Below are 15,137 nucleotides of genomic sequence, written 5' to 3' on the forward strand. Positions count from 1 at the left end.
ATCACCCGGCGTTTTCGAGTGCGCGCAGCGAACGCACCGCGGCTTCGAAATGTTGGGGATGCGTTTCAATCGCCTCGCGCAACAGCGCCTTGCCGGTCTGCACGTCGCCTTGTTTCACCGCCGTCAGGCCCAGCGTGTGCAGCAGCTGCGCGCGCTCGGTCTGGTCCATGGGAACGACGGGCAGTTGATAGTTGCGCTGCGCCCCACGGGCGAGGATCAGGTTGTTCTTGGCCGTGAAAAGAGACGGATCCTGTCGGATGGCGTCGCCAAACAGGCGCTCGGCCTCTTGGTAGTCGCCGCGCGTGAGCTTGGAATAACCCCAGTTGTTCAGAACGCCCGAGGGGCGGGTGGTCAGACCCGCCGCGGTTTCATAGAAACTGTCGGCCTTTTTCCATTCCTTGTTGCTGTCGGCGATCAGCGCCTCGAGCCGGTAACGTTTGAACGTCTCGAAGGTGGGGGGCACCTTGTCCAGTTCCTGTTCCGCGCGCGCCCAGTCTCCAGACCGCAACAGCGCATCCGCATAATCGACCCGGTCATCATTGGTGGACCCTTCCAGCTTGACCACGCGGGCATAGGCCGGGGCGGCCTCGGTATAGCGTTTCGCGCGCACGAGGCTGGTGGCCAGCCCGCGCTGGACGTCGATGCGGTCGGGGCTTTCGGCCGCAGTGCGCTGGAAATAGCTGACGGCCTCGTTCGGATCGGCCACAGTCAGCATCACGTCGTTCAGATCGCTTTCATCGACGACGTTCACGTCCTGAAAGGCGCGTTCGACGGTGTCATCTGCGGCTTTTTGTTCACCACAGGCCGACACGGCGAGGGCGCCCGCCAAGGAGACGGCCAAAAAAACGGTGTGGCGCATATTTGCGTCCTTTTCCTGCTCGTTCACGCCGTGCTTTTTGCTGCCCGGTCGCATCCAAACGCGCCTTGCGGCGCACCTCAATATTTGCACGCATATCGCGTGTCTTTTATCCGGCAGACCGTATCAAGAAATCACTGCTGCCTCGTCGGACCAGCTTGTACTGGCTCTCATTGGGTTCCACGGTAGCAGAATTTTCAGATTTTGCGAGTGCCAAGCGTAAATTATCGCGGATAAGTGTGCTTTCTCCGTCATCAAGGGCAAAGGCCCGGCGCAAGGTCTGGACGGCCTCGCCGGTTTCGCCCTGTTCCATCAGCACAACGCCGAGGTTGTTGAGGTCCTCGGGGTAGGGATCGTATTCGGTGGTGGCGCGGCGCAAGAGACGTTCGGCCTGTCCCAGCCGACCCAATCCCAGATTGGCCGTGCCGAGGCCCGACAGGATCTCGGCATCGAACCCACCCCGGTCCAGTGCGGCGCGGTTGAAGGATTTGATGGCCAGTTCAAACTCTCCTGCCGCAATCAGCCGGTGGCCGACCTCGACCCCGTCGACGCCGGTGGCGCGCAGATCAACACCGGGAGCAAAGGGCCCGGTCTGTGACGTGTCGATACCCGGCGGCCCGCATGCCGCGACGAAAACTGCGAAGAAAAGGGCGATACCGCCCCGCATGCCTGTGATCATCTGCTGTCTTTGCGACCAATTCAGAACGAAACGCAACGCGCACCTGGAATGGTGTGCGATGCGCCTGTCTTATATCAACGGGGCCCGTCCTGCTAGGGCCGCGCCTAGTTGCCGCCGCTCATGTTGCCCAATTGCGTGATGCCGTGCACGGACGGACCCACAAGGATGATCAGCAGGGGTGGCACGGTCAGCATCATGGTGGCCAGCGTCATCTTGGTCGGCAGCTTGTTGGCGGCCTCTTCGGCACGCATCACGCGCTTGTCGCGCATCTCGCCTGCATAGACCCGCAGGGCTTCGGCGATGGAGGTACCAAAGCTTGCCGATTGCACCAGCACGGTCACGAAAGACGCCACATCCTGCACACCACAGCGTTCGCCCATGTCGTTCAGCACGGTAGTCTTGTCCTTGCCGGCCTTCATTTCATAGCTGACGACCATGAATTCGTCGGCCAGCGCGGGAAAGGACGCGGTCAGCTCGTTGGCCACACGGGTGATCGCCTGATCCAGCGACTGCCCGGCCTCGACGCAGACCAGCAGCATGTCGAGCGCATCCGGGAAGCCCTGGGTGATCTCTTCCTTGCGCTTTTCGACCCGCTTGGTGATCCAGTATTGCGGAATGTAGTAGCCCGCACCGCCCGGCCCGAGGGTCCACATGATGATCTTTTGCGTATCCATGTTGTCGGTGCCAACAACAAAGTTGGTGTAGATTACGCCGGCAATCAGGCCAAGCACACCCAGAATGAACTGGGCCGCATGGAACATCCGCACCGCATCACGGGACTGGTAGCCCGCCTGGCGCAGCATCAGTTGCCGTTTGCTGAGTTCGGCCACGTCCTCCGGTTCGAGAAACTTCGAAAACCGCTCGAGCTGTTCGTTGCGCGCGCCTTGGCGCAGACGCTCTTTTTGCGGTGCGCCCGACACGTTCCCGTGGGTGGAGCGCTTGAGCTTGGTCAGCGGGTCTTCGGGTTGGCGCATTATCATGATGACCACGATGACCACCATCATCACCCCCAGAACACCCGCAAGAATGATGGGACCAAGCGGGCCGAGGATGTCTGTTATGGGTTGCAGCAGGGCGTCCATGTCAGCCTCCTTACACTTTGATGTTGGTCAGCACGCGCATGACCCACAGGTTCACACACAGAAAGATACCGACGACGAAACAGGCAGGGATGAAATACGCGTGGTCGCGCACTTCGTCATAGTAATGCGGGTCGCCGACGTTGATCACGACCAATGCCACCAAAGGGAAGGCGGACAGGAACTTGCCCGACCACTTTGCCTCGGCCGTAATCGCCTTGACCCGGCGGAACAGGCGGAACCGCGCGCGGATCACCTTGGCCAGACCCGCGAGGATCTCGGCCAGGTTACCACCCGACTGCTGCTGGATCGTCACCGCAACGGCGAGAAAGCGCAAATCCTGCATATCGAGACGTTCGGCCATGTCCTTGAGGCTTTCGCCCACATCGCGGCCAAAGGCGCTTTCGTCCGCGATCAGTCCAAATTCCGAAGCCAGGGGGTCAGCGACCTCCTTGGACACAACCTGGATGGTCGACGTAAAGGGGTGACCGACGCGCAGGCTGCGCACCATCAGTTCCACCGCGTCGGGCAACTGTTCCTCGATCATGGAAAGGCGCTTGCTGGCCTTGGACGACACCCAGAAGAACACCGCACCGATGCCGATGCCCACCGACAACAGGATCCGCACGGGCGTATCCGTTTCGGTGCCCACGCTGAGGCCGACGAAGGCTACGACGCTGAGGCCTGCCATGACCAAGATCAACTGTTGCGGGGTAAAGGCGATGGCGGCCTTTTGTGCCCGGTCCGCGAGCAGGGAATAAAGCGGGATCGACCGCGCGCCCATGTGCTGCTGCATCTCCTTGCGGAGCTGGTCCAGCACCTCTTCGCGGCGGCCGCCGGATTTGTTCAGCATCTCGAGGCGGCGGTTGACGCGACTGTTGAGGCTGATCGATTTGCCGAAGGCCACGAGGTAGAGACCTTCGACGAGAACGAGGACGCCCACGAAGATCAGGCCGTAAATGATTGGTTCTGCGCTCATGGTTCAGGTCCTTGGATAACGAATGTGGTCGGACATTTCTTGGTGTCCTTACTCGGCCGCGATGGGTTCATAGATGGACGCGGGCAGGTCATAGCCCCACATCCGGAAGCGTTCGGAGTAGTGCGACCGCACGCCCGTCGCGGTGAAGTGGCCGATGATCTTGTTCTCGGGGGTCAGGCCAACCCGCTGGAACCGAAAGATTTCCTGCATGGAGATCACGTCGCCTTCCATGCCGGTGATTTCGGTGATCGATGTCATGCGGCGCGAGCCGTCTTGCAGGCGGCTGGCCTGTACGATCAGGTTCACAGCCGAGGAAATCTGGCTGCGGACGGCTTTGAGCGGCATCTCGATGCCGGCCATCGCAATCATGTTTTCCAGACGGCTGACCCCGTCGCGCGCCGAGTTGGCGTGGATCGTGGTCATGGATCCGTCGTGGCCGGTGTTCATGGCCTGAAGCATGTCGATCACCTCCTCGCCGCGGGTCTCGCCCACGATGATCCGGTCAGGGCGCATCCGCAGGGCGTTTTTCAGACAGTCGCGGGGGGAGACTTCGCCCTTGCCCTCGACGTTGGGCGGGCGGCTTTCCATCCGGCCCACATGGGTCTGTTGCAGCTGGAGTTCCGCGGTGTCCTCGATGGTCAGGATGCGTTCGGCGTTGTCGATAAAGGACGACAGAGCGTTGAGCGTGGTCGTTTTACCCGAGCCTGTACCGCCCGACACGATCACGTTGAGGCGTGTGGCCACAGCGGCCTGCAGATATGCGGCCATTTCTTCGGTAAAGGCGCCGAACTGCACCAGGTCATCGATGCCCAGTTTGTCCTTTTTGAATTTCCGGATCGAAACGAGCGACCCGTCCACCGCAATCGGCGGCACCATGGCGTTGAAACGCGACCCGTCCTGCAAACGGGCGTCCACGTAGGGGTTCGATTCGTCGACGCGCCGGCCCACGGCGCTCACGATCTTGTCGATGATCCGCAGAAGGTGGCGTTCGTCCTTGAAGGTAATGTCGGTCAGCTGCAGCTTGCCCGCCCGTTCCACAAAGATCTGTTGCGGGCCGTTCACCAGAATATCGTTGACCGACTCGTCCTTGAGAAGGGTTTCCAGCGGGCCAAGACCGGTGACCTCATCGAACAGTTCCTGGTTCAGGGTCAGCCGGTCCTCACGGTTGAGGATGATGTTCTTTTCTTCGAGCACCTCGCTGGCAATCGCGCTGATTTCCTGGCGCAGGTCCTTTTCCGAGGCCGTTTCCAACGCGGACAGGTTCAGGTTGTCCAGAAGGGCGCGGTGCAGCTCGAGCTTGATCTCGCCCATGCGCTCCTTTTTCTTGCGTTCCTTGTCCAGCGGGGCGACGGACGCGGCCGAAGGGTTGGCTTTGCGCGCAATCTTGGGCGCGGCGTCCGCCTTGGGCAGTTCCGTGACCTTGGCCGCCTTCGGAGTGGCTTGTGGCGCTGGTGCTGCTTTTTTGTACTTCGAAAACATCGAGGGTCCCCCGGGTTGTCAGATCAGGCCGCTTTGGCCTGATCCGCATTGAGTTCGTGAATGGAGGCTGCAAGCTTCGCGATTTCGCGGCGCAGCGGGTTCTTGGCGGCCGACGTGGCCAGCGGCAGGCCATGATCGGCCCCTTGCGTGATCGGCTTGCCTCCGTCGGGAAGCTGAATTTCAATCGCGATATCAAGGCTTTCTGCCAGCCGTTTGACGCGCGCCTTGCCCCCCAGATCGGTGAACTTTGGCGCGCGGTTCAGCACATAGCGGAGCTTGTCGATGGGCAATTCTTCGGATTGCAGCGCGCGTTTGAACCGCACGGTGTTCTGCGCCGACCGCATGTCCAGCTCGAGCGTGGTGAAGTAGATATGCGATGCGTTCAGAACGGTTTCGGTCCACTGCACCAGCGTCGATGGCATGTCGATGACCACATAGTCGAAATGCGCCCGCGCCATGTCGATCACGCGGCCGATATCCTCGGGCGTGACCAGATCCAACGGGATCATGTCCGACGGCGCGGTCAACACCTGCAGCTTGTCCTCAAAGGTCAGCAGGGATTGGCCGAAACTGTCGTCATCCATGCTTTCGGTATCGGACAGCATCTCGAACACAGCCTCACGGCGCGGCAGGTCCAGGTAGGTCGAGGCCGAGCCAAATTGCAGATCCAGATCCAGCAGGCAAACGCTTGGTGTCTCCGTTTCACTCAAGAGCGCCAGTTCCCACGCCAGGTTCACAGCCAGCGTCGTGGCACCGGTGCCACCGGCAATGCCGTGGCTGACGAAAACCGCGCCCTGCTTGTCGGACCCGGATTTGAGCTGTGCGGTTTGCTCGGGCGCTGCGGGTTGCGGATGGGATGCCGCGCGCAGACGGTCGATCGCCTGTTGCAATTCGCCTTCGGGCAGCGGGTAGGGCACAAATTCGTCGGCCCCCTGGCGCAAAAGCTGGTGCAGGGCGGCCGGGGTCACGTCCTCGGCGATCAGGATCACCTTGATCTCGCGCGACTTCGCTTGGGTGATGATTTCACCCATCAGAACAAGGTTGTCTTCGTCCTCGTCATCGAGCGCAAGTGCGACGAATTCCATCGCTGCGGCCTCTGGCTGGCTGAAGAACGCGAGCGCTTCGGCAAAACCCAGATCACCCCAAGCCTCGCCAAGGGCCTGTTCCATATCCTCGATCAACAGATCGAAGTTCTGTACATCCCGGCTGACTGTGCACGCCAGGATGGGTGCGGTTTCTGGTTGTGGCATTACGCTGCTCATTACCCACTCGTCCTTTATTCAAGGGCATCCAGTCAGGCGTGGCATTGGCCATCTGTGCGACTGTGATCCCCAAACCCGGTCATAGACGTCCGGGCGTACGTATCCTCACCGTCCGTTGTCGCAGCGAATTCAGGCGAGATTTGGGCCAAAAAACTCCAATTGTTGGGTATCTGTGAACGGTATAGGGCGCGCAGACACAATTGTCTGCACGCCCTATCCTTCAGATTTTATTCGGTTTTTACTGTTCTGTCCGCAGATCGGCGCCGGTGATGCCGGACAATTGCGTTTCGGCCCGTGCCGATGCCACATAGTCGCGATAGATGATCTGGGCATATTTGCCGTCGAGAACGGTGGGGTGCGATTTCACGAAACCGCTCACCTCTGTGACCGTGCGCCGGTTGCGCCGCTCGCGGCCTTGGGTAACGATCAAGGGTTGGGTTTCGCCAAAGGACGCGACGGCTTCGAGCCGCGACCGGCTGATGCCACGTGTCGTCAGATAGTGCACAACCGCCTGCGCGCGTGCGAGGCCCAGACGCTTGTTGTAGGTGTTGGACCCCACCGCATCGGTGTGACCATAGACCCGGAAACGGATTTCGGGGAACTGACGGATCCACTGCGCCTGCTGGTTCAGGGCGTCGCGCGCCCCGGCGTCCAGCGTCGACGAATTGAATGCGAAATTGACCGTCGTGATCACCTCGGATGCAAAGCGGTTCGCAAGATCAAAGGTATATTGCCGCTCGCCCGTCAGGATCAGCGTGTTGTTGGCCGTCGCGTTGCCGAATTGGCCGGTGTCTACCAGCGATCCAGCCTCGCGGTAGAATTGGGTGTAGACCGGGTCGCTGGACGGCGCGCACGCGCCAAGCGCGATGCTGCTTGCCAATGCGACTGAGATGATCGGTTTCATGACCCTGTCCTTAATCCAACACGTAACCATATGAGCCGGAGAAGTCCTGTTTGGCAACCTCGCCCGCAGCCCCGGTTCTGGGCGCGCGCGTTCCGGCGGCTGTTCGACCGTACAGGAACAAATCCTTTTCGGTCGGTGGCTTGATACGGTCGGTGGGCAGCGCCAGCACGTCGCCGCGCACCGGCGACACCAGATGTGCGGTGATGATGATCACCAGTTCGGTCTGATTCCGTTGGTAAGACGCGGAACGGAACAGGGCGCCCAGTACAGGCACGTCACCCAACCAAGGCAACTGGCTGGAATTGTCGTCAAAGTTGTCTTCAAGCAGGCCCGCAATCGCAAAGCTCTCGCCGTCGCGCATTTCCACGGTGGTCGAGGTCTCGCGCCGCGAGAAGGCGTCGATCTCAAAACCATTCACGGCAAACCCGTTGGTCGGATCGATCGCCGACACGGCCGCTTCGAGTTCGAGGTTGATCAGGTCCTTGTCCACCACGCGGGGGATAAAGTTGAGTTCGATCCCGAATGGCTTGAATTCGATGGTGATGACGCCGTTGTCCTGGCTGACCGGGACGGGATATTCACCGCCTGCGAGGAACTTGGCCTCTTGCCCGGACAGGGCAACGAGGTTGGGTTCGGCCAAGGTGCGAACAACGCCTTTGGTTTCAAGGGCTTCCAACAGAAGGCCCACTTGCGTGTTGCCCGCGCTGAAGCCAAAAAGGATGGCGCCGGTGTTCTCATTGGTCGCCGGGACGTTGCCGCTCAGGCTGTTTGCGACGCTGCCGGATGCGTTCGTGGTGCCGGTACCGCCGTTCACGCCCACATCTCCCGAGAAGATCGAGCCATTCAAGGACAGCGAAGAGCTGAGGGACTTGGACACCGTGCGGTTCATTTCGGCAAACCGCACCTTGAGCATGACCTGCTGCACGCCGCCGACGCTCATCAGGTTGGACACCCGCCCTTCGGCGTAGCGTTCGGCCAGATCCAGGGCGCGTTGCAACCGTGCCGCAGAAGAGACAACCCCCGACAGCACAATGCCGTCATTGGCGGTGCGGACTTCGATCTTTTCGCCGGGCAGGATCTGGCGCAGACGTTCCTTGAATTCGGAAATGTCCGCTGCAACGCGTACGTTGACGTTCGTAATCAAACGTCCGTTCGCATCCAGCAGGGTCAGTGTTGTCAACCCCGGCGACTTGCCCAGAACATAGATCGTCCGGTCACTCAGCGACGAGATGTCTGCAATGGCCGGGTTTGCGATGCTGAGTTCCGCAAAGGGCGTATCGCTTTCGACAACGACCGCGCGGTTCATCGGAACGCTGAGCGTCGATTCGGTTGCCTTTCTCACCACGCGCAGGTTGTTTGCCTCGGCAGAGGTCAACGCGAGCGGGCTTACGGCAAGAGACAACCCAAGCAGGGCTGCTTTGAAAATACCATCAATGTTCATGTGACCTGCCTTTTTGATCACGCCTCGGGGGCGGGTCTACGTGCCCGCAATTGTCACCACTGTGGGGCAGTTTCGATTTTTTTGCAAGAATCAATGACTTCAGGCGATTCGTTTATGTGGATAACCAGCAACAGGTCACGACGAAACCGGCGCCACCTTGGGGGGTGACGCCGGGGTAAGCCGTTGAATTGCAGGGATCAGTTGGTGCAGGGGATCGGGATTTCGACCACCTCGGCACCGCGCCGTGTGCGGATGGAACAGATTTGTTCCTTTTGCACTTCGGCTTTGATCTCTTCGCGTTCGATGCCCAGAAGCGAGCGTTGGTCAACCTCGATGGATCCGGCAATCGTGTCATCCTCGGCACCCACCAGGGCCAGGGACAGACGGCCCGTCGACTGCGCCTGCGCCAAGGCAGCCACTTGCGCGGGTTGCACGGCCACGGTGACGGTCTGCGCAATGCGCGTTCCATCCAGATCACCGGCGGCATTCTGGTCGATGGCGATCAGCTTGATACCGGGCTGGATCAGCTTGGTCACTTCGCCGCGGTCCTGGCTCAGTGACTGGTCCACACGACCAGTCCAATAGACGTCCACGCGGTCACCGGGACGCAGGAAGCCCGACACGCCGGTGGCGACATCAACCTTGATCGCAAAGGCGCGCATGCCGCGTTCAAGACGCGACGTCAGGCCCGCTTCCTCGCCGGGCGCGGTCACCTTGACCAGCAGCACGGCCTCGTCCTTTTCCATGGTACGCAGAACAACACGCGGGTCTGTCACACCTTCGGCAAAGAGGGGATTGTCTTCGGTAAAGGCGCCCTCGGGAATGGCGTTTTCAGGCCAGTCCACGGTGCGGACATCTTCCATCGTCAGCTCTTCGCCGTATTTCAGCAGACGATCAGCAACGTAGACCGGGATCGTCGGCACAATCTTTTCGCGCTGCGCACGTTCCTTTGCCAGCGCCGTCTGATACTGCCCAATGTAGTTTTTCGCCATGTAAACGGCACCACCGGCCAGGGCGATCCCGGCAAGTAAAACCAATCCAAATACCATACGCATTTCAGCACCTCTTTGTTGGGCCCTTGCACCGGAAGGGTGGGAGCCTCTCGCGATCCTTGTGACCGCAGATTGTGGCGAATTCAGGGAGCGGGTGGGGTCGTACCGGGGCAACGGCGCCCGCGCAGAGCCCGCAAATGCCAAAACCCCGGCAGGACCGGGGTGTTCGCGTTGTCACACGTGTCTTATGAACCCTGTCCGTATCAGAAGGACCAGTTCTTCATGAAGGATTCGACACCGGCAGAGACGCCAGCGGATCCGTTGGTCAGCGCCACAACCAGGGCCACGGCAAGGCCCACAACTGCTGCGGTCAGCACAACCCAATCAACGGTGACAGCACCATCATCGTCGCGCAACAATTTGTTCAAATACTCTTTCATCTTCAACCTCTACTCAAATGTCTCGTGACGATTGCTGTTCAGAACAAAGGGCCGCGTCCGGGATCGGTCGCGGCCCTCAAGCGTTGTTACACTGTCAAGTCAGACCAACTTAGTTGGGGTCTTGAGCCTGCAGGAACTTGTCTGTGTCGGCTGTCAGCTCTTTGGAACCTGTTTCGATCGAGGTGTAAGCTGCAACGGCCAGACCAACAACAGCGGCTGTCAGCACAACCCAGTCAACAGTCACGGCGCCGTTTTCGTCTTTGCGGAAGTTTTTGATAAATTTCATCATGGTAGTGTCCCTCCAAAGGATCAGTAGATTTTGCGTTTCAACCTTGTCGTCCGTAGTGTGGGCCGCTCTCTCTCTTTGGCCCGTGTCCGACTTGGTATGACGCTATATAGCCGTCTGATTGGGGCACGAATTTGGCGGCAAATTGGGCTTTTCACGTCCGATCCGCTTTTTTACCGCCGAAGTATCTAAGTTACTGATTTTGCATGTTAATAAATCCTAACTTTTTCTTCATCCGATGAAATCCTGGTAAACGCAGGGTTAAATAAGGCGAAAATGCCATGTTTGAGGGGGCAATACTGGATTTGAGACCGGTTTTTTGCGATAGTCCAAGGATCAGCAGTCACAGAACCGCAGCCAAAAACGAGCAGTCTTATGAAATCCCTTTGTCTGGCCGGTTTTCTGGCCGCATGTATATGTGTGGGCCCGGTCGCGGCGCAGGATCCGCCCCCGTTCAAGGATTTTTCGGCCAAGCGTGTCAAACCCCCCAAGGCAGGCACAAGCAAACGCATCACCGTGCAGATTGATCCCGCAGCGCCCGCCACCGCTCCGGCCGCGCCAGCAGCCGAGACGACGGCCGCAGCACCCGGCACGCGGTATGATTGGTTTTGGTCGGATGTCTCGCCGGAACTGGCGGATGCAGGGCCGGGGCGGCTGGATCTGGCAATGCGGGCGCTGGCGCGGGCCGAAACGCCGGTGGCCGTCCCAAGGTTGCAACAGATGCAAACGCTGGCCAAGGCCCATGGCATCGACATTCTCAAGGCAACCATCGGCACGGACGTCTCGCCCGCACTTGTGTTGGCGGTCATCATGGTGGAATCCGGTGGCCGGGTCGATGCGCAAAGCGGGGCAGGGGCGCAGGGGTTGATGCAGTTGATCCCCGACACCGCGACCCGTTTTGGTGTGACGGACAGCTTTGAGCCCGCGCAGAACATCGCGGGCGGGGTGAAATATCTCGATTGGCTGATGAACAGTTTTGACCGGGACCCGGTGATGGTTCTGGCAGGCTATAACGCGGGCGAGGGCGCGGTGCGCAAACATCAGGGCGTGCCACCTTTTGCCGAAACGCGTGATTATGTGCCCAAGGTGCTAGCCACGTTCCAACTGGCGCGCGGCCTGTGCATCACGCCGCCGCAGCTGGTGACGGATGGATGCGTGTTCGCTGCCCTGAACTGATGCGCGGCGATCAGACGTTGAATGCGTCCGCCCATTCCGGATGGCGCCTGCGCTGTGCATTCACAAAGGGGCAGAGCGGCACAATCTTCCAGCCTTCGGCGCGCGCATCCTCGACCAGACGCGTGACCAGTGCCAGACCGGCGCCCGTGCCACGCAGCGCGTCGGGCACCCCGGTGTGATCCGCGATGCGGGTCCGGGGTGACAAGATGGAATAGGTCAGTTCTGCCTCGACCCCGTCGGAGGTCAGCACATAGCGCCCCTTGGTGTCCCCGTCCTCGCGCGAGATGTCGAAGCCGGGCATGAGGTTAAACCAGCGTTGCCTGCGTGGCCGCGCGCAATTCGTCTTCGGTCACGCCATCGGCGGTTTCGACGATCTTGAGACCGCCCTCAACCACGTCCAGAACACCCAGATTGGTGATGATGCGATCCACGACGCCCTGACCGGTCAGCGGCAGGGTGCATTCCTTGAGCACCTTGCTGTCGCCGTGCTTGTTGGTGTGGTCCATGACCACGACCACCCGGCCCACACCGGCGACCAGATCCATCGCGCCGCCCATGCCCTTGACCAGCTTGCCCGGGATCATCCAGTTCGCCAGATCACCGTTCTCGGCCACTTCCATCGCGCCGAGGATCGCCATCGCGATCTTGCCGCCACGGATCATGCCAAAGCTTTGCGCGCTGTCGAAATAGGCTGTCTGCGGCAATTCGGTAATAGTCTGCTTGCCGGCATTGATCAGATCGGCGTCTTCGGTGCCCTCAACCGGAAACGGACCCATGCCCAACATGCCGTTTTCGGATTGCAGCGTCACCTCGATCCCCTCGGGGATATAGTTCGACACCAGCGTCGGAATCCCGATGCCGAGGTTCACGTACCAGCCGTCTTCGAGTTCCTGTGCGGCCCGCGCGGCCATTTGATTGCGATCCCAAGGCATCGGTCTTCCTTATTCGTCTACAAGTGTCGCGCCCGCAGGCACGTCGATGGTGATAAAACTGCCAGCGGCACCCCGGCCCAGATGCAAGGTGCCTTCCAGCCCCTCGATCAACCCGGACACGATGCGGCCACCCATGGTGCGCGGATCGGGCCAATCCATGTCCTGCGGCACGCCAACGCCGTCATCCGACACGATCAGGCGCAAACCGCCCGCGCTCAGGCGGCTCATCCGAACCTCGACCAGCCCGTTTTCGATGCGGTCGAACGCATGTTGGAACGCGTTTGTCAAAAGTTCCGACAGGACCAGACCCACACGCGTCGCGGTCTCGATCGGCACTTCGAGCGGTTCGACCTGAAGCGACAGGCGGATACCCGAGCGCCCTTCAACATGGGCAATGGCCGCAGCAAGGCGTGACAGGTAGCTGCCCATCTGGATGCTGTCTCGGTTGGACTGCTGATCCGACAGCTTCATTTCCTCATAAAGCAGTTGCAGCGTCTCGATCCGGCGGCTCAGTGCGGCAAAATCTTCCGGCACGGATGTCGCGCCGGTCTGCTGGCGGATCATGCCGATGATCATCGACAGGTCCGAGGCCACACGATTCTGGATCTCGATCAGTTGCGAATGCACCTCTTCGGTGCTGGTCGACATCTCGCCGTGGCGCAGCTCTTTCTGAATGCCCACGAAATACCGGGTGTGGCCGCTGTCGTCCGCCACCGGTGCCACGATCAGCCGATTCACGAACGGCTCGCCATTGGCGCGGTAGTTCAGGATGTCGACGCTCACGCTCTCTTCGGCTTCGATACCGGCGCGCAACTTGTCCACATCGGATTTCTTTGTGCCTTCGCCTTGCAGGAACCGACAATTTCGCCCGATGGACGCCGACCGGGCATAGCCGGTGGACCGCGTGAACGCCTGGTTCACGTAGACAATCGGATTGTCATCCAGATGCGGGTTCGTGACGATCATCGCGATCTGCGCCCGAGAGAACCCCTCAAAGCTTTTGTCGTCGTCCAGCAGTTGTTCGATGGTGTCAGGCATGGCCTGGCTCCTTACGCGGCGCGGGTTGTTCTCTGTTCGATGCGCTTTTCATGTTCGCCCTTGATCAGGCGATGGACATAGATACCGGGCAGGTGGATGTGGTCGGGGTCCAGGCTGCCGGTTGGAACGATTTCTTCGACTTCGACAACACAGACCTTACCACACATCGCCGCAGGCGGGTTGAAATTTCGCGCAGTCTTGCGGAAAATCAGGTTGCCGGTCTCGTCGGCCTTCCACGCCTTGACAATGGACAGATCGGCAAAGATGCCTTCTTCCATGATATACGTCTCGCCGTTGAATTCCTTGTGCTCCTTGCCGTCGGCAATGACCGTGCCAACGCCCGTCTTGGTGTAAAAGCCAGGGATGCCGCAGCCGCCCGCACGCATCCGTTCTGCCAGCGTGCCCTGCGGGTTGAACTCCAGTTCAAGCTCGCCCGACAGGTACTGACGCATGAACTCGGCATTCTCACCGACATAGGACGAGATCATCTTCTTGACCTGACGGGTCTGCAACAGGATGCCAATGCCGAAATCATCCACGCCCGCATTGTTAGACGCAAAGGTCAGGTCCTTTGTGCCCGCGTCCTTGATCGCGTCCAGCAACAGTTCGGGGATACCACACAGGCCAAAGCCACCCGCAGCAATAAACATTCCGTCAAACAGCAAACCGTCCAGCGCCTCAGCGGCGGACCCATAGATCTTTTTCATGCGCACCCTCAAGCAACCTGCGAACAGGTAATCTCACTTCTGGTAAAATATGTGACGCCAACCGGGTGCAAAGTCAACGCAAGCGCCCGCGCCGACGCCAGTTAACGCCTGTCTAACAGCGCTTTGGGGATATAGTGCAAACTGGCCCATGATGCGGGTCAAACAGCCCGGCAAACGCGGGCTGTTCCAAGGGGCATCACTGCTGATAGGCGGCGACAACACCGGTCAGACCGGCCTCCATGAACGGGCCGAAATCGTCGCGCAGAAATCCGCGAATGGCAGGGCGCGCGACAAAGATACTGGGCTTGATGTTATAGTCCCACGTCACCGTGACCTCGTCGCCGCTCTGGTCATAGTGGAACTGCCCCATGATATGGCTGATCGCGCGCCCCGAAGGCGCGGTGATGTTCCAGATCTGGTAGGCAAACGTGTCGTCCGTGTTTGTCAGGACGCGTTCGTGCACACTGTGCCCGCCGGCCAGGTCCACACGCCGCAACGCGCCGACCTCGGGCCATGTCCCCGACAGATAGGTGATGCCCTCGATCGCAGGGATCGCATCCGTGGCCACGACAAAATCGGTGATCGGGTTGGCATCCAGAAAGGCGCGGAACCCTGCGACCGTTCCGGTGAACGTCGCCGTCTCCGTATTGGTCAAGTAACTCTTCTGCGCCGCCAGTTCCGGCGGGGCAGGGATGTCGGAGGTTTGCGAGGCATAGGTCAGATAGGGGATCGGCGGGCTGATCCCGGTGCCTGCGGCGGCGGCTCCGGCCAAAGGCACAACAAGCAGGGCGGCAACGAAAGCTGAACGGACGGACATGACAAAAACTCCTTTTGTTGCGAAGTTCGCAGTAATTGGTGCGAGTATCGTAGTAAATGGGATTGCCCCT

Annotated in this window: 17 protein-coding genes; 1 reads left to right on the forward strand and 16 read right to left on the reverse strand. The window is 60.1% G+C overall.

Features of this window, described 5'->3' with window-relative positions; all coding sequences use genetic code 11:
* Position 1 precedes the first annotated feature (1 nt).
* From Q0949_RS05140 to Q0949_RS05190, 11 genes are all read right to left on the reverse strand, one after another.
* Positions 2-859 carry a tetratricopeptide repeat protein gene (locus tag Q0949_RS05140; RefSeq protein ID WP_299369242.1) on the reverse strand — a complete coding sequence of 286 codons (858 nt, stop codon included), beginning with the start codon at positions 857-859 and terminating at the stop codon, positions 2-4.
* 106 nt (positions 860-965) lie between these two features.
* Positions 966-1,535: a tetratricopeptide repeat protein gene (locus Q0949_RS05145; RefSeq protein ID WP_299369244.1), complete on the reverse strand. Its 570-nt coding sequence runs from the start codon at positions 1,533-1,535 to the stop codon at positions 966-968.
* A 104-nt stretch (positions 1,536-1,639) separates the two neighbouring features.
* A complete protein-coding gene (locus Q0949_RS05150; RefSeq protein ID WP_299369246.1) occupies positions 1,640-2,617 on the reverse strand; it encodes a type II secretion system F family protein in 978 nt (325 codons plus the stop codon).
* A gap of 10 nt (positions 2,618-2,627) precedes the next feature.
* Positions 2,628-3,593 carry a type II secretion system F family protein gene (locus tag Q0949_RS05155; protein ID WP_299369248.1) on the reverse strand — a complete coding sequence of 322 codons (966 nt, stop codon included), beginning with the start codon at positions 3,591-3,593 and terminating at the stop codon, positions 2,628-2,630.
* A 48-nt stretch (positions 3,594-3,641) separates the two neighbouring features.
* The gene (locus Q0949_RS05160) at positions 3,642-5,072 is read right to left on the reverse strand and encodes a CpaF family protein (protein WP_299369250.1); all 1,431 of its coding nucleotides are present in this window, start codon (positions 5,070-5,072) and stop codon (positions 3,642-3,644) included.
* 23 nt (positions 5,073-5,095) lie between these two features.
* A complete protein-coding gene (locus Q0949_RS05165) occupies positions 5,096-6,334 on the reverse strand; it encodes an AAA family ATPase (protein ID WP_299369252.1) in 1,239 nt (412 codons plus the stop codon).
* A 238-nt stretch (positions 6,335-6,572) separates the two neighbouring features.
* Positions 6,573-7,238, reverse strand: coding sequence for an OmpA family protein (locus Q0949_RS05170; RefSeq protein WP_299369254.1), 666 nt, complete (start codon positions 7,236-7,238; stop codon positions 6,573-6,575).
* A 10-nt stretch (positions 7,239-7,248) separates the two neighbouring features.
* Positions 7,249-8,679 carry a type II and III secretion system protein family protein gene (locus tag Q0949_RS05175; protein WP_299369256.1) on the reverse strand — a complete coding sequence of 477 codons (1,431 nt, stop codon included), beginning with the start codon at positions 8,677-8,679 and terminating at the stop codon, positions 7,249-7,251.
* Between the two features lie 197 nt (positions 8,680-8,876).
* Positions 8,877-9,734 (reverse strand): Flp pilus assembly protein CpaB, encoded by an 858-nt coding sequence (gene cpaB / locus Q0949_RS05180; protein ID WP_299369258.1) that lies wholly within the window; start codon positions 9,732-9,734, stop codon positions 8,877-8,879.
* Between the two features lie 200 nt (positions 9,735-9,934).
* Entirely contained in the window at positions 9,935-10,111 is a 177-nt protein-coding gene (locus Q0949_RS05185; RefSeq protein ID WP_299369260.1) for a hypothetical protein, read from the reverse strand.
* 109 nt (positions 10,112-10,220) lie between these two features.
* Positions 10,221-10,400 (reverse strand): hypothetical protein, encoded by a 180-nt coding sequence (locus tag Q0949_RS05190; protein WP_299369262.1) that lies wholly within the window; start codon positions 10,398-10,400, stop codon positions 10,221-10,223.
* Between the two features lie 372 nt (positions 10,401-10,772).
* Between Q0949_RS05190 and Q0949_RS05195 the strand changes: the two genes are divergently transcribed.
* Positions 10,773-11,573: a lytic transglycosylase domain-containing protein gene (locus Q0949_RS05195; protein WP_299369264.1), complete on the forward strand. Its 801-nt coding sequence runs from the start codon at positions 10,773-10,775 to the stop codon at positions 11,571-11,573.
* A 10-nt stretch (positions 11,574-11,583) separates the two neighbouring features.
* Here Q0949_RS05195 and Q0949_RS05200 read toward each other — a convergent pair whose 3' ends face one another.
* The 5 genes from Q0949_RS05200 to Q0949_RS05220 form a co-directional block, all read right to left on the reverse strand.
* Positions 11,584-11,874 carry a GNAT family N-acetyltransferase gene (locus Q0949_RS05200; protein WP_299369266.1) on the reverse strand — a complete coding sequence of 97 codons (291 nt, stop codon included), beginning with the start codon at positions 11,872-11,874 and terminating at the stop codon, positions 11,584-11,586.
* 4 nt (positions 11,875-11,878) lie between these two features.
* Complete coding sequence (locus tag Q0949_RS05205) at positions 11,879-12,505, reverse strand: 3-oxoacid CoA-transferase subunit B (RefSeq protein ID WP_299369268.1); 627 nt, start codon at positions 12,503-12,505, stop codon at positions 11,879-11,881.
* A 9-nt stretch (positions 12,506-12,514) separates the two neighbouring features.
* A complete protein-coding gene (locus Q0949_RS05210) occupies positions 12,515-13,543 on the reverse strand; it encodes a PAS domain-containing protein (RefSeq protein WP_299369270.1) in 1,029 nt (342 codons plus the stop codon).
* Positions 13,544-13,554: 11 nt separating this feature from the next.
* Positions 13,555-14,250: a CoA transferase subunit A gene (locus Q0949_RS05215; protein ID WP_299369272.1), complete on the reverse strand. Its 696-nt coding sequence runs from the start codon at positions 14,248-14,250 to the stop codon at positions 13,555-13,557.
* A gap of 196 nt (positions 14,251-14,446) precedes the next feature.
* Complete coding sequence (locus Q0949_RS05220; protein ID WP_299369273.1) at positions 14,447-15,067, reverse strand: SRPBCC family protein; 621 nt, start codon at positions 15,065-15,067, stop codon at positions 14,447-14,449.
* Positions 15,068-15,137: the final 70 nt, after the last annotated feature.

This window comes from uncultured Tateyamaria sp., assembly GCF_947487805.1.
Classification (GTDB): domain Bacteria; phylum Pseudomonadota; class Alphaproteobacteria; order Rhodobacterales; family Rhodobacteraceae; genus Tateyamaria.

Coding starts and splice junctions, on each gene's coding strand:
- Q0949_RS05140 (WP_299369242.1), bottom strand. CDS start 859: ATGCGCCACACCGTTTTTTTGGCCGTCTCCTTGGCGGGCGCCCTCGCC.
- Q0949_RS05145 (WP_299369244.1), bottom strand. CDS start 1,535: ATGATCACAGGCATGCGGGGCGGTATCGCCCTTTTCTTCGCAGTTTTC.
- Q0949_RS05150 (WP_299369246.1), bottom strand. CDS start 2,617: ATGGACGCCCTGCTGCAACCCATAACAGACATCCTCGGCCCGCTTGGT.
- Q0949_RS05155 (WP_299369248.1), bottom strand. CDS start 3,593: ATGAGCGCAGAACCAATCATTTACGGCCTGATCTTCGTGGGCGTCCTC.
- Q0949_RS05160 (WP_299369250.1), bottom strand. CDS start 5,072: ATGTTTTCGAAGTACAAAAAAGCAGCACCAGCGCCACAAGCCACTCCG.
- Q0949_RS05165 (WP_299369252.1), bottom strand. CDS start 6,334: ATGAGCAGCGTAATGCCACAACCAGAAACCGCACCCATCCTGGCGTGC.
- Q0949_RS05170 (WP_299369254.1), bottom strand. CDS start 7,238: ATGAAACCGATCATCTCAGTCGCATTGGCAAGCAGCATCGCGCTTGGC.
- Q0949_RS05175 (WP_299369256.1), bottom strand. CDS start 8,679: ATGAACATTGATGGTATTTTCAAAGCAGCCCTGCTTGGGTTGTCTCTT.
- cpaB (WP_299369258.1), bottom strand. CDS start 9,734: ATGCGTATGGTATTTGGATTGGTTTTACTTGCCGGGATCGCCCTGGCC.
- Q0949_RS05185 (WP_299369260.1), bottom strand. CDS start 10,111: ATGAAAGAGTATTTGAACAAATTGTTGCGCGACGATGATGGTGCTGTC.
- Q0949_RS05190 (WP_299369262.1), bottom strand. CDS start 10,400: ATGATGAAATTTATCAAAAACTTCCGCAAAGACGAAAACGGCGCCGTG.
- Q0949_RS05195 (WP_299369264.1), top strand. CDS start 10,773: ATGAAATCCCTTTGTCTGGCCGGTTTTCTGGCCGCATGTATATGTGTG.
- Q0949_RS05200 (WP_299369266.1), bottom strand. CDS start 11,874: ATGCCCGGCTTCGACATCTCGCGCGAGGACGGGGACACCAAGGGGCGC.
- Q0949_RS05205 (WP_299369268.1), bottom strand. CDS start 12,505: ATGCCTTGGGATCGCAATCAAATGGCCGCGCGGGCCGCACAGGAACTC.
- Q0949_RS05210 (WP_299369270.1), bottom strand. CDS start 13,543: ATGCCTGACACCATCGAACAACTGCTGGACGACGACAAAAGCTTTGAG.
- Q0949_RS05215 (WP_299369272.1), bottom strand. CDS start 14,250: ATGAAAAAGATCTATGGGTCCGCCGCTGAGGCGCTGGACGGTTTGCTG.
- Q0949_RS05220 (WP_299369273.1), bottom strand. CDS start 15,067: ATGTCCGTCCGTTCAGCTTTCGTTGCCGCCCTGCTTGTTGTGCCTTTG.